The sequence below is a fragment of the Paenibacillus sp. FSL R5-0912 genome, assembly GCF_000758605.1.
GTDB lineage: Bacteria > Bacillota > Bacilli > Paenibacillales > Paenibacillaceae > Paenibacillus_AQ.
This window is the reverse complement of the sequence record NZ_CP009282.1, coordinates 4,150,991-4,175,264: the sequence shown is the minus strand read 5'-3', so window position 1 is coordinate 4,175,264 and position 24,274 is coordinate 4,150,991. Positions and strand designations below refer to the sequence as shown.

Genomic DNA, 24,274 nt, shown 5'->3' with positions numbered 1-24,274 from the left:
CCGTTAAGAACACAGAAGCCGGGTAAGGTCCATCTGGACTTTACCCGGCTTTTTGCCGCGCCTGTCTATGTGTCCAATCCACCATTGTCGATCCGCATACATTACAGAATAAAGTGAATGTACTTCTGCATACCTAAACGGAGGTGAAACGCAGTGTCTGTCGAGAAGCATATGCTAGCAGCAGGAACTCCCTATGCCACACCTTATTATATCGTGAACAGCGTAGCTCCCGGTCCTGTATTTATGATCATCTCCGGTGTCCATGGCAATGAACCGGCGAGTACCCGTGCGGCACAGGGGATCGTAAACCGGTTCAACCGCGGAGAGTGGGTTCTGCGCAGAGGAAAGCTGATTATTGTCCCGCTGGTGAATGTATCCGCACGGCTGAAGGGCATCCGCGGCAAACCTGATTTGAACCGTACCTTCCCGATGGGTACAGGCGCTAAGGCTAGACATCCGTTGTCAGCAGCGGTGTTTCAACTTGCCGCGCGTTATCGTCCATCCTGGTATTTGGATCTGCATGAAGCGAACGGGCTATCACAGCTTAATCCGCGGCGCGTAGGGCAGACGCTGATTATCAGTCCGGCTAGCCGGGCGGCAGGTGTAGCGAAGCAAATTGTGAAGAAGATGAATTTGTCGGTTCCGAATAAAGCTTACCGCTTCAATATCCGCCGCCGGGAGCGCGCCGGGACTTCACGGATGGCTATGCAGCGTCTGCTCGGAGCGAGAGCCGTTACAGTGGAAACCTGCTGGAGTCTCGATTTCTCCTTAAGGGTGCGGCTGCAAAGTGAGATTGTCAGCCATTTCCTGCGGGCTGCGGGTTTAACCGGCTGATGCCGTATAGTTCAGCTGCTCTGGAACACAGGATCTTCCTTGGACTGCTTCCCGTTGCCGGGAACAAATACACTCCCGTAGCTTCCTTTGTAGACAGGAGTGCCGAGTGCTTTCACCCAGTCCTGATACAGCCTCCCGGAGCTGCCGTTCCGCACAATCACATAATCCGGGCGGTCATATTTCACGATATCAGGCAAGTATTCGGAGAAGCCGTACATCGAGCGTTCGAAGGCATTCCAGCCCATGATCCCAATCGAAGCCTTGGTGATAAAAGGGTCCTGGCGCCCGTCACAAAGCACATCCCCGCCGCGGAACATCACATAACCTGAAGACCCATAGCTGGACAGCACCTTAGGCCGCCTGCCTGCCGGTGTATGCTCCAGTACATAGCTCATCTCTAAGACAGGGTAATCTGAAGCAGTCACCACTGGCGGGACCGCGAAGATATATACAGTGTTGATCAGCAACCCGGTGACAAGTCCAAGGGCAACCGCTCTTCCGCTTGCCCGCAGCTTGAGCTTGCCCGGAAGCGGAACCGCTTCGAAGAAGACTGCCGCGAAATAAGGAATGAACAGCCACATGAACAGATTCTGCTTGAAATTGGATACTCCGAGATAGAGAATACCGGTCATCAGGAAGAAGCGAAATGGCCTCCGCTGCAGGGAGAAGGGCAGGGTGACCGCGAAAAAGAGCAGCAGAAGCAGAATAGGCAGCTGGTCCGGCCGGCTGAAGGAGAGTGGCTGCCATTCATTAATGAGCAGATTGTAGTTATTGTGTGTGACGGTGAAGATAAACAGCAGTGCTTGAAGTCCTCCCGGATTCGGCAGGCCGGCTAGCAGGACCAGCAGGAAGACGGCAGCTCGCTTCCAGCTGAGATTGCGCGCAATCAGCGATTCCAGTACGGCCATACCGGTAAACACGGCAATCACCAGCCATACGCCAGTATGGACATTGGCAACGGCACAGGAGAGTATTATCATTGGTGCCGCATATCTGGCCCGGGGCTTCAGCTGATATTCCCGCATGCAGATGAAGAACCAGAGGATCAGTGGAGAGGAGACCATCTGTGGTCTTCCCTTGAAGTAGTTATAGTAGATCCAGCAGGAGACCAGCAGGACAAAGGGCAGGAGCAGAACATGATTCTCCCGCAGACCCAGCTCTTTACGTGATACTTCTCCAAGACGTATAAGCCCCAACAGTAAGCCGAACAGGCACAGGGCGGTTAGCAGATAGATCCCCGGCCAGCCGAACCACTGGTACAGTGGTGTAATCAGCAGCTGAAACCCGGCTTCATGGGGGGTATACGGCAGCTGGTCTCCATAAAAGGTATGTATCGCATGATGCAGCACCTTCCCGTGCTCAAGCATGTAGCGTCCGACCTCCAGATGCCAGAACGTATCCGGATCATTATACGAATATTTAGGATGCATGAGCAGCATAACGGCAGCCGTCAGCAGCCCGCAGCTGAGTGGATAAACAATGATTTTTCTAGACATATGAGCTTCCCCTCTGTGTTGGCATTTGGCTTCCGCCTCTATATAACAACACCACTTCCCATAAGTGATTAGATCAATACCTGCGAGAGAGTGGTAGTCCAAATATGCCGCAGCTCCAACCGGAGCGTTGCTAATTAGAGGATTGACACCACTGAACATAGTGTATATATTATATATATACATTAAATACAAATACCGCAAAGGACGCTGGTGCTGCTGCATGAATATTTTGATATCAAGTACGTCCGGTGAACCGATCTACGCCCAGATTGTAGGACAAGTCCGCCAGATGATTCTGCAAGGGGAGCTGGTCTCCGGTACGCCGCTGCCATCGATCCGCTTATTGGCCAAGGAGCTGCAGATCAGTGTCATTACCACGAAGCGGGCTTACGAAGAGCTTGAGCGGGAAGGGCTGGTTAACTCGATTGTCGGTAAGGGCTCTTTTGTTTCGGGGGCGGATCAGGAATATATCCGGGAGCAGCGGCTGCGGATTGTAGAGGGCAAGCTGAAAGAAATCATTGATGAGAGCAGACTGCTGGGCATGGAGTACGCCGAGCTGGCGGAGATGCTGAAACTGCTCTATGAGGAGGAACAGGAATGAGCGATGTAATCCGGTTAGACCATTTAACCAAAAGTTACGACCGGTTTGAGCTGAAAGATATCTCATTGTCCATCAAGGAGGGGTTTATTACAGGCCTGATCGGCCCGAATGGTGCAGGCAAAACTTCGCTGATCAAAATGATGATGGGGATGATCTACCCGGATCAAGGCAATATCACGATATTCGGCCAGAATAACCAGCTATATCAGGCAGTGGTCAAGGAGCGGATCGGTTATGTCTCGGATGAGAATATCTATTATGAGAATCTCACCGTCAAGCAGATGAAGAGAGTTATCGCTCCGTTCTACACCCGCTGGAATGAAGATACATATGTGAAGTTTCAGGAGCTGTTCAAGCTTCCGTCCGGCAAGAAGATCAAGGATCTGTCCAAGGGGATGAAAATCAAATTCTCGCTCGCCATCGCCCTATCCCATGGTGCCGATCTGCTAATCATGGATGAGCCCACCTCGGGGCTTGATCCGATTTTCCGCAGAGAGATGCTGGAGCTGCTCAGTGAGCATATTCAGGACGAGAAGAAATCGATTCTGTTCTCCACCCATAACACGATGGATCTGGACCGGATTGCCGACTATATTGTATTCATCAATGAGGGGCGGATTGTTTTCAATGAGATGAAGGAGAGCATCAGTGAGCGTTACCTTCTGGTCAAAGGCGGGAAGGAACTGCTCGACCGTGATGTCCGGCGCTGGTTCGTCGGCATCCGCGAGAGCGGACTGGGGTTCGAGGGTCTGATCAGCAACCGTTCGGAGGGCGAACGATATTTCAAGGATACTGCTATTTGCGAGACGCCTACTCTGGAAGAAATCATGTATTTTACGGTAAAAGGAAGTGAAGCGCATGTATAGCTCCCTGTATCTGATCCGCAAAGACTTCATCCTTACCCGGAAATTCATTATGCTGCTGGTGCCGTATTATATACTCGTGGGATATACGAATGCGGAAGCCTACACCTTGTTCTCGGTGTTCCCGGCTATGCTGCTGCTGATCAATGCCTGCGCTATTGATATGCAGCATAACAATCAGAAATTTCTGGTCAGTCTTCCTGTACCTAGGCAGCGTCTGATTCAGGCCAAATATTTAACGCTCATTCCTTTCTTGGCCTTCAGCATCCTCTGCACACTGCTACTCTATCTGTTTGCATTTGCGATGGGGAAGATAGACGCTCCGCTCCGCTGGAGAGAGCTGGGCCTTGCGGCCGCGTCTTTTCCGCTGCTTGCTTCCTTCTATCTGCCGCTGTATTTCTGGCTGGGACAAAAGGGCATGCAAGTAGTCAATTTCATATTCATCATGTTAATCATACTGAACGTCACGGCACTCAAAAGTTTATCTGAACGGGTTCCTGCACTTGCTGAATGGTTCCGGACCGGCAGGCTGGACAGCATGCTTCTGCCCCTCATCGGTGTTCTGGCCTATCTTGTTATTATCTACAGCTCTTATATGCTCTCTATGCGGATTTTTGTTAAAAAGGACGTATAACCCCAGCCGGGTTGCCGGCAATCCGGCATCATAAAAAAACGACCTCAGCTTCCACTTTAAAGTGGTGGACGGGGTCGTTTTTGGTTCTGTGCAGGGTCAGGTCAGCGGAAGGGACCGCCTTGTTCCAGATTGTCGATGAAGTCCTTGGCATCCTTCAGGGATAAATTCCGTGCTTCCCGCATTACCTTAATCGCTTGAATCTTCTTGCCCTCCCCGAGCAGCAGATGCAGTCTCCGCTCCAGATCAGGAGCAATCTCCGGGTTCTGCACGAACAGCGGGGTCGGAATGCCGGCTATCCTGCCTCCAGCTCCTGCAGGTCCCTCATAAGCATCCCTCTGCGCCAACTGAGACTCCAGCTCTGTTACGCGCTTTTTGAGACGGAACACACTTAACATAAGCAGCAACACAAGAACCAAAGCCAGAATTGCAATAATATCCGTATTGTCCATGGGAGCGGCTCCTTTCTGCCCTTATAGCATTGATCACAGTAACAAGACCTATCATATTCTACTACCCGCTGAGCAGAAGAATGAACACTTCACTTTATGCAGAATGTCATATTCATCGCTCTAAAAGTATGATATTTTTATGCGAAATTTCAAATATTTATAGAAATGGGGGGCTTACCGGTGATAACTCCGTACAATCTTGAAGAGTATTATGTAAGGATCGGCCGTCTGAAGCAGCGTTATTTATCAGAGCGCTTTGAGCAGGAGCTTCCGGCATTCCATTCTCACCTGGAGGCGGCCCAGTGGTTCCGCAGTATGTTCCCGGGCGGGTTCATTTTTGTGGAGGAGATGGAAGCGGCTAACGCTGAGAGCTATTACTTGTATGACATCATCCACGACCGGGAGCTGTGGGAGCGCAGACAACAGGATTTGAAGACCAAAGGCACCGCTTCCGGACTTGGCATGCTCCTATGCACCCAGCGGGTCGATATTTACGAGGACGGATCCGTGCAAATCGCTTTTTAACAATAAATACTGTTTCAGGACAAATGAATCAAAAGTGAGATTAAATGGTGTATAATCATGGAAAGGGAGGTGATTTCATGGCTGACTTCTTTAATCCGGGGCCACATGCGAATTCGACTGATCCCGGCGGGCATAAAGCCAACCATGACGTGAATGCGCAGAAGTATCACACCGAAGGCCCTCCAGGCTTATGGAGGCAAATATCCGATCTGGTTATTGCCATAGCTGTCATTGCCTTTTTCATTTTTGTGATCATGTGGATCTTTTGATCTGTCTCCCCAACAAGCGGCTGTCCAAGACTGGCTTCATGGTCCTGGTGCATCCGCTTTTTGTTGTTTTACAAGTGAATAAATCAGAGTATCCAACACATACTTACAGAACATCTTTTATTTGTAACAGGAGGGGTACTCAGGTGGAGGCAGATGCAGTCTTTGAAGGCGGTGGCGTAAAGGGAATTGCTTTTGTAGGAGCCATTGAAGTGATGGAATCCAGAGGATATACCTGGAACAAGCTCGCGGGGACTTCTGCCGGCGCGATCATTGCAGCTTTGTTAGCCTGCGGTTACAATAGTGCTGATATCAGAGAGCTGATGAGCTCGCTTGACTATATGAAGCTGCTCGGGCGTACCAGAATGAACAGCCTGCCGATCTTGAACAAAACGCTTCCGTTAATGATGAAGTCAGGCATTTACAGCAACCACATTTTAGAACAGGTAATGACGGAATGGCTGAAGCGTAAGAAAGTTGTAACGTTTGGAGATATTCCCGAAGGCAAGCTTTCGATTATAGTTTCGAATATAAGCAATGGGCGGATTGCAGTTTTCCCGAATGATTTGCCTCACTATGGTCTGAAGGCGTCCGAATTCCCCATAGCCGCAGCAGTACGGATGAGCACCACGCTGCCTTTCTTTTTTCAACCCTATGTCTGGCATACGCCCCTTCAGAAGAAACCCTATTATATGCTGGACGGAGGAATGCTTAGCAATTATCCGATCTGGCTATTTGACGTTGATGGAGTCCCACGGTGGCCAACCTTCGGATTCAGACTGTCGGAAAGGCGGACCTATGCCCAATCGATTGAGATCAATGGTCCGGTCTCGTTACTCAAAGGGATGTTCAAAACCATGCTGCAGGCTCATGATCAAAGACATGTAGACAAACATGCGGAAGAGCGCACAATATTTATTCCCACTGGAAAGGTAACGACGACAAAGTTCGAATTGACGGAGGAAGATAAGCATTTCTTGCTCTCATCCGGCCACGCTGCGGCAGATAAATTCCTGGAGACATGGGATTTCGAAGACTATAAGCATAAATTCCGCGAAAATCATGCAGCCGTACCGGTTCAGCCTTTTTCCAGTGAATCCCAGCAGGAGTCCGGTATTTATCACTGAAATCCAAGGCTACTTCTTCCACATTGAGGAGCAGTAGCCTTTTGCTTTGGCCTTTTGCGAGGAAACGACAATAAATGCTATATAAGATAAATATATGTTTTAATTTGGAAAGTCTGCAACAATAGGTTGCGGGCTTTTTAATTATTTCAATTTTGTGAAAATTAGCAGATTAAGGAACTAAATATCTGGAATTTATTAAAAAAAGTAACAAAGTTAATAGTAACACTATAATATTGATTATAGCCTATAAATAAGTAGTAAACGCCTATAAATGTTAAAAATGTAATCTGTGATTTGGGAGTAATGCAGCCGCGCGGTTCTGTTAAATGAGATGAACGAGAGGACGATCCGATGAAAGCTCTAATGATGGGTAATGAGGCAATTGCCAGAGGCGCTTATGAAGCAAATTGTAAAATCATTTCATCCTATCCCGGAACACCGAGTACGGAAATAGTCGAGAGCATCAGTGTCTATGAGGGTGTATATGCCGAATGGGCACCCAACGAAAAGGTAGCTCTGGAAGTAGCAGCAGGCGCCTGTATCGCCGGTATCCGCAGTCTGACCACCATGAAGCACGTAGGGGTGAATGTTGCGGCAGATCCGCTGTTCAATATGACCTATGAAGGTGTAAATGCCGGTCTGGTCATTGTTTCAGCAGATGATCCGGGGATCCATTCCTCTCAGAACGAACAGGACAACCGCATTTATGCCAGTCATGCCAAGATGCCGCTACTCGAGCCGACCAGCTCCCAGGAATGCAAGGATATGATTGTCGAAGCCTATGAGATCAGCGAGCGCTTCAATACACCTGTCCTGTTCAGGACCACAACCCGGGTGTCCCATTCGAAGGGGATTGTTCACTTCCGGGAAGACCTGGCGGTGGAGGAGAAATTCAGAACCTATAAGAAAAACAAGCTGGACAGGCTGCTCCTTCCGGCTATCTCCAGAAAGCGGCATCTGGAAATCGAAGCGAATCTCCTGGATATTCAGGCGTACTCCAATGCCTCCCCTCTAAATGTAATAGAGTACAGCTCTCCGGAGATCGGCATAGTGACAAGCGGAATATCCTATCAATATGTTAAGGAAGTGTTCGGAGATACGGTAAGCGTGCTGAAGCTGGGCATGAGTTATCCTTTTCCGAACGAGAAGGCCAGAGAATTCGCTGCATGGGCCAAAACAATCTATGTCGTCGAGGAGGGCGAGCCCTTCATCGAAACCTCACTTAAAACGATGGGCATTGCCTGTACTGGTAAGGAGATCATTCCCGTCTGCGGCGAGTTGAACCCGGAAATTATCAGAAAAGCGATCACCCGTGAAGAATTCGACTGCTACGAGGGTGTCCAAGTACCGCCAAGACCGCCAAGGCTGTGTGCAGGCTGCGGTTATCTGGGGCTGTACAGCGCAGTCAAGCAGCACAGGGACATTATAGCCGCCGGCGATATCGGCTGTTACACGCTGGGCGGCACGGAGCCGATCAAGGCGCTCGACACCGTGCTCTGCATGGGCGCTTCCATCTCTATGGCAACGGGCATGCAGCGTACTCAGGATTTCAAACCGATGGGCAAGAAGGTATTCGCCTTCATCGGTGACTCCACCTTTTTTCACTCAGGTATGACCGGACTGCTGAACGCAGTTTACAACAAGACCCCGATTGTCATTTGTATCCTGGACAATCGCTCCACATCCATGACCGGCAATCAAGAGAACCCGGGCACCGGGCGCACACTGCAGGGCAACACGTCGGAAGCCATACGGATTGAAGATATCGTGCTCGCACTGGGCATTAAACCGGACAACCTCAGAATATTAGACCCCACCAACCTCCAAGAAACGCAGCAGTGTGTGGAGACAGCCAAGCTCAGCACTGAACCGTTCGTAATCATCTCCAGACATCCTTGTGAACTTCTCAAAAGCAAAGCGGAACCCACAAAAAAATACATCATTAACAATGTTACCTGTGTGAATTGCAAAAAATGCACTATGCTAGGCTGCTCGGCAATCAAAATTGTAAACCGCCAAATTATGATTGACCCGCTGGACTGCAAGGGCTGCAGCATCTGCCAGCAGGTTTGTCCCTATGACAGTATTAAGGAGGCTTAAGCGACCTATGACAGCAGCTACAAGCATTATTTTAGCCGGTGTGGGCGGAAAAGGTGTCATTACTGTAACCAATGTGTTATCCCAGGGATTGGTTGCGCTCGGGTATGACGTGAAGGTCTCCGAGGTGCACGGCATGTCGCAAAGAGGCGGAAGCGTGCATGCGCAGGTTCGTTTTGGCGACAAAATCTACTCTCCCCTGATTGAAATGGGCACAGCAGACTATATTGTCGGCTTCGATCAGATCGAAGCGCTGCGCTGGGGAAGCTTCCTGAAACAGGAGGGGCGGATGCTCGTCAATCTGGCAGAGCTGAATGAAGATACATACAAAGGAAAGTACGAGGACAGCTTCAGCCGGTACAAGCATGTCACTTATGTCGAAGGAACAGCCATTGCCAAGGAAACGGGAAATGTGCGGAATGAGAATTTCGTCATGCTGGGCGCGCTGCTGCAGGCGCTTGGATTTGAATTCGGGGCCTGGAAGAGCACGATGGAGAAGTATATCAAGAAGCAGTATCAGGAGGACAGCATTCTCTCTCTGCTTAGAGGGATGAGGGAACAACGGGTCGCCAGAGAAAAGGAGACGGTATATGAGCTCTAAGGCTTCGGCAAGCAAGCTTAAGCCGCGGAGGGCAGCAGCCGAGCAGGATGTGGCGATTGTCGGCATCGGGTGCAGATTCCCAGAGGCAGAGAATTACAGCAGCTACTGGAACAACATGATCAATCATGTGAATTCCGTCAAGCCTATCAGTTATGACCGCTGGCAGAACGGAAGATACGGACTGAAGAATGAGGCCGACCTCGGCTGGGACAATGAGCAGTTTGTGAAATACTGCGCTTCATTATCCGGCATCGACAAGTTTGACAATACCTTTTTTAACTTGTCACCCAGAGAGGTGGCGAGCATGGACCCCCAGCAGCGGATTCTGCTGGAAGAAACATGGCATTGTCTTGAGGATTCAGGGATTCCGCTGCATGATCTCCAGAAGGAACGGACTTCTGTGTATGTCGGAGTTACCGGCAATGACTACGGTCTGATTGCATTGACCGGCGGTGATAAGGTCGATCATTATGCGGGCCTCGGCAACTTCGAGTGTATTGCGGCGAACCGCATCTCGCATGCTCTGGGCCTGACCGGAGAGAGCCTCTCTCTGGATACCGCTTGCTCCTCCTCACTGGTTGCTGTTCACAAAGCAAGACAGAATCTCCAGGCCGGAGAAGCGAAGTATGCCATAGCGGCAGGCGTGTGCCTAGCCTATCATCCTTGGCGGTACGTGAGCTTCTCCAAGTCGAATATGATGAGCCGGGACGGACAATGCAAGGCTTTTGACGAGAATGCGGACGGATTTGTGCAGGGAGAGGGCGTTGGCGTCCTGCTGCTGCAGAAGCTGGAGGATGCGGTGCGGGACGGCAACCATGTCTACGGCATTATCCGGGGAACCGCAGTGAACCACTGCGGCGCTTCACAGACCATCGCTGCACCGAGCATGAAAGCGCAGAAGGAATTAGTTGAAGCTGCTTTGCGGGAAGCCCGTGTAGATGCTTCGACCGTCAATTATATTGAGGCGCATGGCACCGGAACCGCTCTTGGCGATCCGATTGAAGTCGAAGCGTTGACCCAGGTGTTCAGGCAGTACACCGATCAGGAACAGTTCTGCACCATTGGCTCGGTCAAGACCAATATCGGTCATTTGGCAAGTGCCTCTGGCGTTGCCGGGATCATCCGGGTGCTGCTGATGATGAAGCATAAGACTATTCCCAAGCTGCTCAACCTTACCGGTCTGAATCCGCTCCTGGACTGGGAGCATACCCCGTTTAAGGTAGCCACGGACAACACAGAGTGGGTGCCGGTAAATGAAGAGACCCCGCTGCGGGCAGGCGTAAGCGGCTTTGGCTTCGGCGGAGTTAATGCCCATGTGATTCTTGAGGCTTACGAGCCGCCGAAACCGTCCAGAGCCAGTAACAAATCCGTACCGGGCGCACAGCTCTTCACCCTCTCGGCCCTGAACAGCGACAGTTTGAACGAGAGTATAGCGGTCTGGAAGTCTCATGTGAATTCGCCGGAGATGTCGGACGCATCCATCGGAGAGTTATGCAAAACGCTGCTTGCAGGCAGACGTCATTGCCGGGAGTACAGAATCGGCGCTGTCATCCGGAGCAGGCAGGAGCTAGCCGAGTATCTGCAATCCGCTACCTCCGCTGTTAAGCGGCTGGAGCCGGGCCGCAAGCAGTGGTCGGTACATTTCACCAATGTCATCTATACAGGATTCACGGAGATTAAGAGGGTAATGGAAGAGCCGTATATCCGTGAAGTTCTTGAAGAGGTTATTGCCGAAACTGAGCTGCGCGATGGGCCGGTCGCTATCCGAAGTGGCATTACAATTGCCAAATGGAACAAGGATAAGCTTGCCGCCTACTCTTTCCTGATTAATTATACGCTGGCTAAAGTCCTGATCAGTCTTGGGGTAGATGTCGCGTCCGTAAGCGGTGAGCAGCAAGGGACGCTGCTCGCGATGGCGGTCAGCGGAATGATTACGCCTGTTCAGGCGTATGACATGCTGACCGGCAGGGCTACTCTTGCGGAAACTGTGCTGCAAAGACCGAAGCTGACCTTCATAGACCCTGTTCATCAAGTGAGGATTCACCGTATTAACATTGGCCCGGCTTATATTGCTGGCTTGCGCAATGTGTGCATCACCGATGCTGACGCTGCGGCGTTCAGGCATTATGTGAAGAAAGCCAGAATACTCAGCCGGACCCAATTTACCTTTAAGAAATATTTGCGGGATTGGGATCAATCCCCGGCGCTGCAAGCAGCGAAGATGTCCACAGACTCGCTGCTGCATCAGGAGCAGTTGTTAGCTGCCGGTGAGGGCGGCCAGGCAATAGAGCGGCAGCGTGTTCTTCTGCTCTTGATCGCCTACGGTTCGCTGCTGAAGCTGAATCAGAAATGGGATTTGTCGGAACGCATCACTTTAAGTGATACGCGGCTGAGTGAATGGGTCCAGCTTATTCTGGATGAGGTTATATCCAAGGAACTGGCCGTACGGCTGTTAACTACCTCTGATGAAGAAGAGGCTGGAGTGATGGAAGCTGTCCGGAATCAGCTCAATGAACGTCAGGAGCAATTGAATTTAAATGTCCCCTACACCTGTCTGCACGAAGCCAATCACCATATGACAGAAATTGCCGAGCCTGCAAGCTGGAGAGAACAGCTTCAGGAGCAATGTGCAGGGCAGAGCGTTTTGCAGTCTGAGATAATCCGGTTGTGTGCAGGGGACAAGGAAACGGCAGCATTATCGCCTCAGAGTGACGGAGCCTTTGGCTTCCATGAGGTTCTGCTGAAGTTATGGCTGGCTGGCGCAGATTTGGAATGGAACAGGCTGTATCCCGGCGGCAGCTTCATGAAGCAGCCATTGCCCGGCTATGTCTTTAACCGTTCTTCGCATTGGATGGTGGCCCCTCAGGCCGCTCCGGCTCAGAGCCATCCGATGATTGATCTGGCGAAGTCCAGCCCAGAGCGGCTGTTATACGTGAAGACACTTAAGGTGAGCGATTTCTATGTTGGCGAGCATATTGTGGATGAACGGGTGATTTTGCCGGGAGTCGCTTATCTGGAGATGGTCAGGGCGGCCGGCGAATTCGCAGCTCGGACACAGTTGCACTCCATTAAGGATGTGCTATGGGTGAACCGGCTGGAAGTGACCGATACACGGGATGCCTATATTCAGCTCACTCCCGAATCAGGGTACATGAAGTTCCAGGTGTATACAACAGAGAACAGCACCCGGCTTATTCATTGCACAGGCAAGCTCTATACCGGGACTGGACAGCAGGCGACGCGGCACAACTTCAATCTTGACGCTATTCAGGCCCGGGGCGGAGTCAGAATTGCCAAGGATTTCTGCTACAACGAGGTCTTTGGCAGCTCTATCGGTTTTCAATATGGACCAAGCTTCCAGTCTACAACAGAAGCACTGTGCGGAAGCGGAGAATCGCTGGAGAAGCTCGACCTTCCTCCGGACCTGCTGCCTGCATTTAGCCAATATATGCTGCACCCGTCCCTTGTCGATGCTGCGCTACGGGCAGTGACCTGGATCGGCGGAGCCGAAGCGTACAAGCAGCTTAGATTACATATTCCGTTCGCACTCGGTGAAGTCCGCATCTACGGCAGGCTGACGCCAAGCTGCTATTCATATGCGGAGATCGTACCGGAGACAGCAGGCAAGGCTGCGGGGATGAAGCGGTTCAATGTCTATATTCTGAATGAGCAGGGGGAAGTGCTGGTGGAAGCCAGAGACTTCACGATCCGGGCTATTCAGCCAACCAATCCGGTGAGTACGGCAAGTCGCATTCACCTGTATACCGAGCGCTGGCAGGAAGCACAGCTTCCGGAAGCCTGGGGGCTTGGCAGCCAAAGTGAAGGGATCAGCAAGGCCGAAGTGAAGAATATGCTGTATATGGTCCGGGACAAAGGGAAGGTTCAACGGCTGACAGAAGCATTCGCCCGGGAGCATACGGTGCCGGACAACATCATTATTGTGAATCCGGGAGCGGACTACAGCGCAGCTGCAGGAAATAAGGAATACAGCATCCGGCCTGAACAGGAAGCGGATTATAGCAGGCTGCTCACGGAGCTGCTGGCAAAGGGGATAAGGATTGACGCTATTCTGTATGAGTGGGATGGGGAACAGGCAGAGATCCTGAACGCTTTTTATCCGGTTCTGTATCTGTTCAAGGCGGTTACTCAGCTCTATTCCCAAGCACAGGTCCGCTTCTTGCTGGGCGCAGTCCGCAGCGGCAGCCAGCCGGGAGCGGGAATGCTGCGGGGGCTGTCCAAGGCCCTTCAGGCCACCAACCGCAGCTTCATCCCGTCCATAATGTATTGCGACTATGCTGAAGAAATTCCGTTCTACGCGGCGCAAGAGCTGCTGTACCGCAAGCAGGCGTCCTTTGTGGAAATTAGTTATACAGGCGGAGCGAGAGCCAGCCGTGTCGTCCTTCCGCTGGAGTCATTACCGGAAGCAGAATTCAGCGGTTTCCGCAAACAGGGTACCTACCTGATTACCGGCGGAATGGGTAAGCTCGGACTTGCCGTGGCCGAATTTGCCCTGCGGAATTATGAAGCCAATGTGGTGCTGACCGGAAGATCCGCACTGGATGAACCGAGAAGACGTGAGCTTGAGCGGCTGCAGAGTTATCCCGGGCAGGTTATTTACTTGCCTGGTGATATCGCGGAGCGGCGAACTGCCGTAGAGATCGTGGCGCAGGCCCAAGAGGCTTTTCATTCCATTCAAGGCGTCATTCATTGTGCCGGAGTGCTTGGTGAGCATCCGCTCATGGAAGCCAGTCCTGAACAGATGGCAGAAGTGCTGCTGCCCAAGATCCAGGGAGCGATCAACCTGGATGAAGCTACGCAGCTGGAGAAGCTGGACTTCTTCGTGCTTTTCTCGTCCATTTCCGCAATCATTGGAGATTTCGCCAGAGGCACTTATGCGGCGGCGAACAGTTATCTCGACCGCTTCGCCTTACTCCGGGCTGAGCAGGTTAAGGAGGGGATCCGTTCAGGTGCATCCCTGTCCATCAACTGGCCGGTGTGGAATGACGGCGCGATGCAGTTGTCCGGAGAGGAAGCCGTACAATACCGCCAGCAGGCCGGGATGGAGCAGCTGGATACACAGACTGGTCTTGAACTGCTGGAGCAGCTGGTCCGCACGGGTGAATCCCGTATTATTGTAGTCTGCGGAGAACGGCAGCAGCTGAGCCGGGTACTTGCGGCAGTTACAGAAGAGAAGCCGCAGCAGGAGAGGGTGCTGAATGCTTCCGCGCAGAGTGTTCATGAGCGGCAGCGGGCAGCAGCGGTAACGGTAACGGGCGGGGCAACAGCTCCACTGAAGCTTCCGTTTCCGCCAATCCAGCAGCAGCCGCTTCATAGCGGTCTTGTCTCCACCGTTAAGGTGGAGGAAGCTGTTCAGCAATACTTGAAAGGAGTCGTGTCGCAGGCGACCGGGGTTCCGGCAGCGCAGCTTGAAGCCTCAGCCGACTTCTCCAAATACGGCATCGACTCCATCATGATCATGGAGCTGAATGGGATCCTGGGCAAGGACTTCTCCGATTTGCCAAGCACGCTTTTCTTTGAATACAGCACGATTGCTCTTCTAGCGGCATTCTTTATGGATAATCATGCGGAATTCTTTCAGCAGTCCGCCGGGGAACCAGGTCAGAGCGGGGGATCAGAGCAACGAGGAACCGCAGTGGAAGAAGCGGCCGAACAAGTGATGCCAGAAGCGGTGTCAGCAGAAACGGGAACTGTCCATGATGTGGCTGTAAAAGAGGAAGCTGCCCCCGCCATGTCCCTGCATCAGGGTGCAGAAGCAGTAAGCGGGGATATTGCGATTATCGGCTTAAGCGGACAGTACCCGATGGCGGATACGCTGGAGGAATTCTGGGATGTGCTAAGCGGGGGGCGGGACTGCGTTACGGAGATTCCGCCGGAGCGCTGGGATTACCGCAAGGATTACCATCCAGAGAAAGGCAAGCCGGGCAAAGTGTACACCAAGTGGGGCGCGTTCATGAAGGATGTCGAGAAATTCGATGCCGGATTCTTCCATATCTCCCCGCGGGAAGCGGAGCTGATGGACCCGCAGGAGCGGCTCATGCTCCAGACCACCTACCACACGCTGGAGGATGCGGGAGCTGCCGCGGATACCCTCTCCGGCAAAAAGGTTGGCGTGTTTATCGGCGTAATGAATTCCCATTATCAGCTGCTAGGTGTCGAGCAATACCATAACGGCCGGCTCATGGATGTCCGTTCTTCGTTTGCTTCCATCGCTAACCGGATTTCATATCATTTCAACTTCAAGGGACCAAGCCTGGCCATTGATACGATGTGCTCGTCTGCGCTGGTGGCTATCCATATGGCCTGCGAGAGCATCCGGCATGGTGAGAGTGAGATGGCGGTGGCCGGTAGTGTCAACACCCTAGTACATCCGGCAAAATATATCTTCCTGACCGATCAGCGATTCGGCTCCACGGAAGGCAAGTGCCGGGCCTTCGGCCAGGGCGGGGACGGCTATGTTCCCGGTGAAGGCGTTGGCGCGGTTCTGCTGAAACCGCTGGAGGCGGCGCTCCGCGACGGGGACTCAGTCTATGGCTTAATCAAAGGAACGGCAGTCAATCACGGCGGCAAGGTCAGTTCTTATACTGTGCCTAATCCGAATGCCCAGTCCGAGCTGATTGAGGAGGCGCTGCGGAGGTCTGGCGTGCATCCCGAGCAGATCAGTTACATTGAGGCACATGGTACCGGAACCGCGCTGGGAGACCCGATCGAGGTGGCCGGGTTAACCAAGGCGTTCAAGAAATTCACCGCCAAAACGCAGTTTTGCGCCATTGGCTCGGTCAAGAGTAATATCGGACATCTCGAATCAGCAGCCGGGATGGCCTCCTTGACCAAGGTGCTGCTGCAAATGAAGCACAAGCAGCTGGTGCCTTCAATTCTCGCGGAGCAGCTCAACGAGAATATAGATTTTGCCAAGACACCGTTCTATGTACAGCGTTCGCTCCAGCCGTGGAAGCCGCTTATGGAGGAGACGCCGGATGGCCTGAAGGTTCAGCCGCTCAGGGCGGGCATCAGCTCCTTCGGGGCAGGCGGCACCAACGCCCACATTGTGATTGAGCAATATGAGCCGGACGTACCTCCCGCAGCGCAGAGTGAGGAGCAGCTCATCGTGCTGTCCGCCAAGAGCAGGGACAAGCTGCAGGCGCAGGCCCGGCAGCTCGCGGCATTTATCGCCCGCCACCGGACGGGTGGACGGGCTGTGGACACAAGTGAGCTAATAACCGCCCGATTACAGGCTGTCCGTAACCGCTGTCTGGACGTTGTCGCGGAAGTGCTTGGCGTGAACCCCGGGCAGATCGACTATGACGAAATTCTGACTGAGCTGTGCGCGGATGCTGTACACCAGGTTAGGCTGGCCGATGCCATCAATGAGCTGGTTCAGGAACATGCTGCCGACAGCACATTAGGGGCTACCCGGTCGCTGCGTGAGCTGATGAATCATCTGGAAGCGGCTGAGCTTAGCCGGAGGAATGCCGGAATCGGATTTGATACCCAGGCTTACGTCGAGACTGCTGCGGCTAGTGCAGCGGGGATGGATGCCGCCGATACAGAAGGATATACACTGCGCCTGGAGGATATCGCTTATACGCTGCAGGTTGGGCGGGAAGCTTTTACCGAGAGAGTGGCCATTGTCAGCCGGAATATAGGAGAGCTTAGGGAAGTATTAATCCGCTTTGCCTCCGGAGAACCGAAATTGCCGGATGTCTACACAGGCAGCCTGGACCCGCAGCGTGATATTGCCGCCATTCTGTTCCAGAACGAATCCGGGCATCGGTTTATCGACAGCGCGGTTCGTAACAGACAATGGCCGCAGATTGCCCAGCTCTGGCTGCTGAAGGCGAAGATAGACTGGAAGCTGCTGCATGATGAACGCAGCCGTGCACGGGTGATTCCGCTGCCGAATTATATTTTTGACAAAAAGAGATATTGGATCGGCAATAGCTTCTCGGCGTCTGCCGCAGAGGCCAATCGCTACACGCTTGAAGCGGAGCCGGATTGGGAATCGGAACCGGCCTGTGATGAGCAGAACAAGAGCCTTCGGCCACAAACTTCACAGACTCCGCAAACCGTGACGCCGGCAGAATCGATCGGATATGTAGAAACGTCAGCAGACTCGGTGGAGCAATGTCTGAACCGCACGCTGGAGGAGGTCATTTATTTGGAGGCCGGAGAGGTTAACGCCGATCTTCCCTTCTCGGAACTGGGTGTGAATTCTGTGTTGACGCTGGAACTGATAGACAAGCTGAACGATCGCCTCGGCCTTGCGCTGCATTCCAATGATCTGTTCAATTACAACACGGTACGGCTGCTAACTGCCCATATTCTGGAGACAGCAGGAACGGGATCTGCGACCTCCGGGAACTCCGGGCTGACGGTGGATAGCCCTATAGATCTGAATGAACTTGAACTCTTACTGGAGGGGAGCTAATGCCTATGCAGAGCAGAACACATACACCGGACTTTACGCAAAATAGTGGGAATGTGCGCAGCGATGATATCGCCATTATCGGCCTCTCCGGCAGATTCTCCGGCGCCCGCAATGTGCAGCAGTATTGGGACAACCTTGTACAGGAAGTGAGCAGTCTTCAGGAAGCGCCTGCTGAACGAACGGAGCTGACCAAGCTGACCCCTTCGCAGAAGGCACATATCCGCTATGGGGGCTTTCTCCCTGGCGCGGATCAATTCGATCCTTTGTTCTTCCACATCTCTCCCAAAGAAGCGGAGCATATGGACCCCAGACAACGGCTGTTTCTGGAAGAATCCTGGAAGGCCATTGAAGATGCGGGATATTCGCTTCAGGATATGTCAGGCAGTAAATGCGGCATATTCGTGGGCCTTCAGCAAGGGGAGTATCTGGAGCGGTTCCTGGGTGAGACGAACGAGCATGTCCCTACAGGGAACAGCTTGTCGGTCATTCCGGCGAGAATTTCCTATCTGCTGAATTTAAAGGGGCCGAGCATCGCCCTGGATACCGCCTGCTCCTCGTCACTGGTAGCTTTGTCACTTGCTTGTGACAGCCTGCATAGCGGCAGCAGCGAGATGGCGATCGCCGGAGGTGTCCAGCTTATGCTCACGCCTTGGATTTATATGTCGCTGGGCAAGCTGGGGATGCTGAACACCGACGGAATCTGCAAGCCATTCGCCGAGGAGGCGGACGGCATAGGCCTGGGCGAAGGCGTAGGCGCTGTGCTCCTCAAGAAGTATGCTGCCGCGAAGCGGGACGGAGACCATATCTACGGAGTCATCAAGGGCATCGGGGTCAATCAGGATGGTAAAACCAATGGCATTACCGCCCCGAATGGTCTCTCACAGGCAGCGCTGGAACGTGAAGTCTATGAGAAATCCGGGATTAACCCTGAACACATCAGCTATGTGGAGGCGCATGGCACGGGCACCCGGCTGGGGGATCCGATCGAGGTCGCTGCCCTCACGGAGACCTTCGGCGCATTCACGGACAAGAAGCAATATTGCCATCTCGGCTCAGTCAAAGGCAACATAGGACACACCCTGTCCGCCTCGGGCATGGCGGGTCTGATCAAGGTTCTCCTGAGCCTGCAGCACGGCAGAATTCCCGCCACGCTTCACTCCGGTGAGGGGAACAAGCTGATCGATTTTAAGAACAGCCCATTCTATGTGGGAAAAGAGACCGAGGAATGGCGCAGGGAAGCCGGACGGCCAAGAATGGCGGCGGTCAGCTCGTTTGGAATGAGCGGAACCAACTGCCATGTGGTGGTTGCGGAGCATATAGAGCAAGAAGAAGCCGCCACCGGTACAGCCGGGAACAATGACGGGAAAGTACTGCTGTTCGCTTTGTCAGCGAAAAGCGATACGGCACTCGAGGCCAAGGTACGGAATCTGCGGGATTATCTGCAGGGGCGCACAAGCTTGGGCAGACTGGCCAATGTATCGTATACACTGCTGGCCGGAAGAGATCATTACACCTACCGCAGCATGTTTATTTCCGCAAGCAAGGAAGAGCTGGTCCGGGAGCTGGAGGCTTTTCTTCATAAGCAGCCAAGCTCAGGCTGGTATAGCGGCGGCGGATCGGGCGGCAGTGAGCGGGTGAACCCTGCGCTGAAATCCAAGATGGAGCAATTGCTGGTCCAGTTCCATCAGGACCGGCTTACTCCGCAGGAACGGGCAAAGGCGGCGCAGTTGATTGCCAATTATTACATCAAAGGCTATGCAGCCGATTTCAAGAGCCTGTCCGCTGCCGGGAGCTTCCGCAGAGTACCGCTTCCAGGCTATCCCTTTGATTATATGCGCTGCTGGATCGAGGCAGTGGATGAGAAGGGAAGCGCGGAGAATGGCGGAGTTGACGGAAGTACCGCAGCTGCAGGAGGGGCTCGCGGAGTATCCGGGAGTGGCGGAGCTGCCATAGGAGCTGACCAAGTATCCAGAAGCAGCTCAACTGCCGGGGCTGCCGAAAGTGCTGGAGCAGCGGCAGAGGGGCAGCTACATCCGCTGGTTCACCGCAATGTGTCAACGGTGCAGGGAATCGGCTTTGTAAGTGAACCGGAGGCTGCCGGAAAGGCCGTGTTCGGCAAGTCCATTTATGGGGTAGCGGTATTCAGTGAAGCTATTCTGCTGGCCATGGGCGCGCAGGCTGCACTGCTGGGAAGCGGTGCTCCGGGTATTGCCTCACTGGAGCAGATTCAGTTCTGCCATCCTGCTTCTGACAAGCAGCAAGTGAAACTGAATATTCAACTTCAAGGTGAGGGTGAGGGGGATTCCCTCCGGTTCGCTGTCCTGCGAGAAGGATCGCAGCAGGATATCCTGGCAGCAGGTACGGCCAGAACAGGCCTGGCTTATCCGTCTCACGAACCGGCAGCGGTGGATATAGGCAAGCTTAAGCAGGAAGCAGCGCAGGTTCGGACTGGGGATGAAGTCTACCGGGTACTGGAGAATCAAAGGATAGCTTATGAAGCACAGGCACAGATCATAACAGGCATGTACAGCAGCTTGACAGACCACTTGGCGGTAATTTCACCAGGCCCGTTCCATTCGGCGGACGATGTCCTGGCAGCTAGGTTAACTGAAGCTGTCCTGCAGGGGCTGAACATGGACATTATCGGCAATGGCGGCACGGCGTCTGCAGCTTATGAGATCGGCGAAATACAGCTTATCCGTCAAGCCTCATCGGCGAAATATATTCATTTTCAGTCGGGTGGTCTGGAGACTGCCGGCGGTGAGCTTCATTATGACGTTCATGTGCTGAATGAGTCGGGTGAAGCGGTGCTGTCCTTTAAGAACATCCAGATGGTTCCCATCAGCACCCGTGAGATTGTTACCGGGGAGCAATATGCTCTGCTTAAGAAGGAATGGATGAAATCGGAGCAGCCTCGTGAGCCCAAACAGGGTGAAGGGCAGTATCTCATCATCGTAAATGAAGAGATGGGTGATGACGCACTTGCAGCGGTCAGAGCTAGCTTTGAAGCGCCGCTGATCCTGTGTGACGGAAAGGCCCAGCAAACCCGTGACTCCGTGTTACCCGTTGACTTCACGCTTACAGAGGATAGTGAGCAGACGATTGAAGCCGTACTCGGGATGAAGCTGAAACTCAAGGGAATCGTTGATTTCTCCGATCTCCATGCACAGCCGAAGCCCATGTCCAAGCAGAGCTACGGTAAAATCATGCTTTTGCAAGCGCTGGTCAAGCAGGCGGGCAAGGATTTTCGGATTGTTCATTTGACCGGCGGGGTTCAGAATCCGGAGAACCGCACGGTTACTCTGGCCGGAGCGGATATCGCCGGGATCATCCGCACGCTTGGCGCAGAATATAGACAAGTTACCGCCCGCACCGTGGATATCGGCCTAGATGCTTGGGATATTAACCGGCAGCTCCGGATTGTCCTAGGTGAATTAAGCCTGGAATCGGATACTGCTGAAGCGTGCTATGCGGACGGATTGCGATATGAGCCGGTGATCACCACGCTGAAGCAGCAGAATAAATGGATCGGCCGCGAGCGGCATAACCGGTTGAAGGTAGACCCCAAGAAGGTCTATGTCATTACCGGAGGCACGCGGGGGATCGGGGCCGAGGCGGCCCGCCTGCTGGTCCGAAGAGGCGCACGGAAGCTCGTCCTGATGGGGGTTCAGGCTTTTCCTGCCCGGGAGGATTGGCCGGACATCTTGTCCGGTGCTATCCATGATCCGGGAAGTCTGGCACGAATCAAGCGGGTAGTGAAGCTGGAAGCCTCCGGCGCCCAGGTTGAGGTATATTCCGGTTCGCTGACCGATGCCGGGCAGCTTATGCCGTTTGTTGAGTGCATCCGGCAGCAGTGGGGCGAAATTGGCGGTGTTGTGCACTGCGCAGGCTCCAATCTGAATCAGCACCCGGCCTTTGTGAACAAAAAAATCGCCGATATCCGGCAGGTCTTTGAACCTAAGGTTGAAGGGGTGGCGGCACTCCAGCACATTTTTGCCCAGGATAAGCTGGAATTCTTTATTCTTTTCTCCTCCATTTCAGCTCTGGCGCCGCTGTTGTCTGCCGGGCTTAGTGATTACAGTGCAGCCAACTATTATCTGGACCTGTATGCACAGCATCAGCACACCCTCGGAAATAGTTATTATCAGTCGATCATCTGGCCGAGCTGGTCAGAGGTCGGGATGCTGGCGGATTCCGGATTTCAGCTTAGCCCGCTCTATACACAGTCAGGACTTACCGCACACAGCCTTGCCGATGGCCTCTTTATGCTGGAGGACATCATCATTGGCAGTGATTCGCCAAGTGTGATCCCTGCTATCCTGCAAATGGACCTTTACCGCCCGGAATTATTAATCAAGGCAAGTGCTGAACGGGTTAAGGGTTCGCCTGGGTTGAAGGCCGTTGTAAAGAGTCAATGCAGTCCTTACGCTGCGGTAGCCGGGGAGAATGTACAGAATACACTGATTACTCCAAGTGAGCTGCAAAAAGCGTCCGCCCTGATCCTGGATATCTTCTGTGCAGAGCTGAAGCTGCCGCGGGACCGTGTACGTGAGGATGTTCCATTTGCCGAAATCGGCGTGGATTCCATACTGCTGATCGAGGTCATTAAGAAGCTGGACACCGCTTTTCAGACCCGCATGGATCCGGCGCTGTTCTTCGAGCTTAGAGACATGCGCGCGCTGGCAGAGCATCTATGCTCAAACGGCGCAGAATATAAGAGTCAGCCGGAGTTGGAGCAGGATGCCACGCCTTTGCTGACAGGCAATAGAATCAGATTCGCTGAACCGTATAACCGGGTGCCGGAATTTCATTACGGCCGAAGCAGGGAAGCAAGAATGCAAGCGGTACACAACGTACAGGACGAAACGCCAAGCCCTGAAGGCAGGCATGACGGACGGATTGCCGTTATCGGCATGGGCTGCCATTTTCCGGGGGCTGGAGACAAGGACGCCTTCTGGAACAATCTGCGGCAGGGACTGGACAGTATTACGGAGGTTCCGGCCAGCCGCTGGGACAAGGATGAATGGTACGCACCTGTCTATGCGGAAGGCAAAAGCATCAGCAAATGGGGCGGGTTCCTGGACGATATCGAGCGCTTCGACGGCAGGTATTTCGACCTTAAGGAGAATGTGGAGCAGATCAGTCCGCTCATGCGGCAGTCCCTTGAGGTTACAGCGGAGACTATTCTGGATGCGGGCTATGAAATGGAGGACATCAGCGGGAAGAAGGTCGGTGTATTCATCGGCGCCCATCCAGGCTCTTATCCGGGCTGGGTGCAGGATATCAATAAGAATACGATCATCGGCATCGGGCAAAATTTCATCGCGGCTTATGCCTCCCATTTCTTCAATCTCAAGGGTCCCAGCCTAACGGTGGACAGCGCTTGTTCTTCCTCGCTCCTCAGTCTGCACCTGGCCTGCCAGAGCATCCGCTCCGGCGAGTCGGAGATGGCTATAGCGGGAGGGGTGGATCTGCTTTTGGATGAGCGTCCCCATCTCGTATTCAGCGCCTCCAAGGCAATGTCGCCGGACGGCAAATGCCATACCTTTGATGAGGAGGCGAACGGCATCGTCCCGGGAGAAGGCTGCGGAGCGGTGCTGCTCAAGCCGCTGGCCAAGGCCCTCGCCGACGGGGACAGAATCTACACGGTTATTGAAGCCTCGGCAACCAATAATGACGGCCGTACGATGGGGGTTACCACCCCAAGCATGCAGGCCCAGGAAGAGGTTATCGCTGAAGCGATCCGCCGTTCCGGTATTCACCCGGAAACGATTGGTTACGTGGAGACCCACGGCACAGGTACGATGATCGGCGATCCCATTGAGCTGAAGGCCCTGACCTCAGTTTACAAAAGATATACCGGTGCCACAGGCTTTTGCGGTGTGGGCAGCGTGAAGACCAATATCGGCCATTGCCTCAGCGCGGCCGGCATTGCCAGCTTCATTAAGGCGGCGCTGTGCGTCCACCACAAGATGCTTGTTCCAACGCTGAATTGCAGCCGGCCCAATCCGCGCTTCGACTTCGGGCACTCGCCTTTTTATCCGGTGCTTGAGGCCGCAGCCTGGGACAGCCACGGGGAGGCCCGGCGGGCAGCCGTCAGCTCCTTCGGATTCGGCGGCACCAATGTTCATATGATCATCGGGGAGTGCGGGGAGGATGCACTCAGCGGTTATGCCCGGTGCAGATATCCGTTGCCTGCACCGCTGTATAACAGGCAGCAGGCCTGGGTAAACCGCGGGAAGGAAGAGGGCAGGCAGACACAGGATGAGCAGGATCAGTTGTCCTTTCTGCAATTCGTGGAAGAGTAGGCATGAATACGGGAGAGCGGAGAGGTG

At 53.4% G+C, this 24,274-nt stretch carries 13 protein-coding genes; 11 read left to right on the top strand and 2 right to left on the bottom strand.

Going from position 1 to position 24,274, the window contains the following annotated elements; translation table 11 throughout:
- Positions 1-153: 153 nt before the first annotated feature.
- Positions 154-834 (top strand): M14 family metallopeptidase, encoded by a 681-nt coding sequence (locus R50912_RS17475; RefSeq protein ID WP_042236691.1) that lies wholly within the window; start codon positions 154-156, stop codon positions 832-834.
- Between the two features lie 11 nt (positions 835-845).
- On the opposite strand, the gene R50912_RS17470 is transcribed toward R50912_RS17475, so the two are convergent.
- Positions 846-2,330, bottom strand: coding sequence for a hypothetical protein (locus tag R50912_RS17470; RefSeq protein WP_042236688.1), 1,485 nt, complete (start codon positions 2,328-2,330; stop codon positions 846-848).
- Between the two features lie 220 nt (positions 2,331-2,550).
- Between R50912_RS17470 and R50912_RS17465 the strand changes: the two genes are divergently transcribed.
- From R50912_RS17465 to R50912_RS17455, 3 genes are read left to right on the top strand one after another with little or no spacing between them, the layout of a single operon-like run.
- Entirely contained in the window at positions 2,551-2,931 is a 381-nt protein-coding gene (locus tag R50912_RS17465) for a GntR family transcriptional regulator (RefSeq protein ID WP_039291902.1), read from the top strand.
- Entirely contained in the window at positions 2,928-3,797 is an 870-nt protein-coding gene (locus R50912_RS17460) for an ABC transporter ATP-binding protein (protein ID WP_042236686.1), read from the top strand. Before R50912_RS17465 ends, R50912_RS17460 begins: the two co-directional genes overlap by 4 nt.
- On the top strand, positions 3,790-4,428 hold the full coding sequence (locus R50912_RS17455; RefSeq protein ID WP_042236684.1) for an ABC-2 transporter permease: 639 nt from the start codon (positions 3,790-3,792) through the stop codon (positions 4,426-4,428). Before R50912_RS17460 ends, R50912_RS17455 begins: the two co-directional genes overlap by 8 nt.
- Positions 4,429-4,529: 101 nt before the next feature.
- Here the strand turns inward: R50912_RS17455 and R50912_RS17450 are convergent, their stop codons facing one another.
- Complete coding sequence (locus tag R50912_RS17450) at positions 4,530-4,877, bottom strand: ribosomal protein L7/L12 (RefSeq protein ID WP_042236681.1); 348 nt, start codon at positions 4,875-4,877, stop codon at positions 4,530-4,532.
- A gap of 180 nt (positions 4,878-5,057) precedes the next feature.
- Here R50912_RS17450 and R50912_RS17445 point away from each other — a divergent pair, with 180 nt between their 5' ends.
- From R50912_RS17445 to R50912_RS33360, 7 genes are all read left to right on the top strand, one after another.
- Entirely contained in the window at positions 5,058-5,402 is a 345-nt protein-coding gene (locus tag R50912_RS17445; protein ID WP_039291910.1) for a hypothetical protein, read from the top strand.
- A 77-nt stretch (positions 5,403-5,479) separates the two neighbouring features.
- Positions 5,480-5,671, top strand: coding sequence for a hypothetical protein (locus R50912_RS17440; protein WP_039291913.1), 192 nt, complete (start codon positions 5,480-5,482; stop codon positions 5,669-5,671).
- Between the two features lie 143 nt (positions 5,672-5,814).
- A complete protein-coding gene (locus R50912_RS17435) occupies positions 5,815-6,795 on the top strand; it encodes a patatin-like phospholipase family protein (protein ID WP_042236679.1) in 981 nt (326 codons plus the stop codon).
- A gap of 351 nt (positions 6,796-7,146) precedes the next feature.
- Positions 7,147-8,895, top strand: a complete 1,749-nt coding sequence (iorA, locus tag R50912_RS17430; protein ID WP_042236677.1) for an indolepyruvate ferredoxin oxidoreductase subunit alpha — start codon at positions 7,147-7,149, stop codon at positions 8,893-8,895.
- A 7-nt stretch (positions 8,896-8,902) separates the two neighbouring features.
- The gene (locus tag R50912_RS17425) at positions 8,903-9,493 is read left to right on the top strand and encodes an indolepyruvate oxidoreductase subunit beta (RefSeq protein ID WP_042236675.1); all 591 of its coding nucleotides are present in this window, start codon (positions 8,903-8,905) and stop codon (positions 9,491-9,493) included.
- Positions 9,483-17,939, top strand: a complete 8,457-nt coding sequence (locus R50912_RS33365; RefSeq protein ID WP_052416450.1) for an SDR family NAD(P)-dependent oxidoreductase — start codon at positions 9,483-9,485, stop codon at positions 17,937-17,939. The genes R50912_RS17425 and R50912_RS33365 overlap by 11 nt, the downstream gene beginning before the upstream one ends.
- A 5-nt stretch (positions 17,940-17,944) precedes the next feature.
- Entirely contained in the window at positions 17,945-24,247 is a 6,303-nt protein-coding gene (locus tag R50912_RS33360) for a beta-ketoacyl synthase N-terminal-like domain-containing protein (protein WP_197072936.1), read from the top strand.
- The last annotated feature ends 27 nt before the right edge of the window (positions 24,248-24,274 follow it).

Coding starts and splice junctions, on each gene's coding strand:
- R50912_RS17455 (WP_042236684.1), top strand. CDS start 3,790: ATGTATAGCTCCCTGTATCTGATCCGCAAAGACTTCATCCTTACCCGG.
- R50912_RS17440 (WP_039291913.1), top strand. CDS start 5,480: ATGGCTGACTTCTTTAATCCGGGGCCACATGCGAATTCGACTGATCCC.
- R50912_RS17465 (WP_039291902.1), top strand. CDS start 2,551: ATGAATATTTTGATATCAAGTACGTCCGGTGAACCGATCTACGCCCAG.
- R50912_RS33360 (WP_197072936.1), top strand. CDS start 17,945: ATGCAGAGCAGAACACATACACCGGACTTTACGCAAAATAGTGGGAAT.
- R50912_RS17450 (WP_042236681.1), bottom strand. CDS start 4,877: ATGGACAATACGGATATTATTGCAATTCTGGCTTTGGTTCTTGTGTTG.
- R50912_RS17460 (WP_042236686.1), top strand. CDS start 2,928: ATGAGCGATGTAATCCGGTTAGACCATTTAACCAAAAGTTACGACCGG.
- R50912_RS33365 (WP_052416450.1), top strand. CDS start 9,483: ATGAGCTCTAAGGCTTCGGCAAGCAAGCTTAAGCCGCGGAGGGCAGCA.
- R50912_RS17425 (WP_042236675.1), top strand. CDS start 8,903: ATGACAGCAGCTACAAGCATTATTTTAGCCGGTGTGGGCGGAAAAGGT.
- R50912_RS17470 (WP_042236688.1), bottom strand. CDS start 2,330: ATGTCTAGAAAAATCATTGTTTATCCACTCAGCTGCGGGCTGCTGACG.
- iorA (WP_042236677.1), top strand. CDS start 7,147: ATGAAAGCTCTAATGATGGGTAATGAGGCAATTGCCAGAGGCGCTTAT.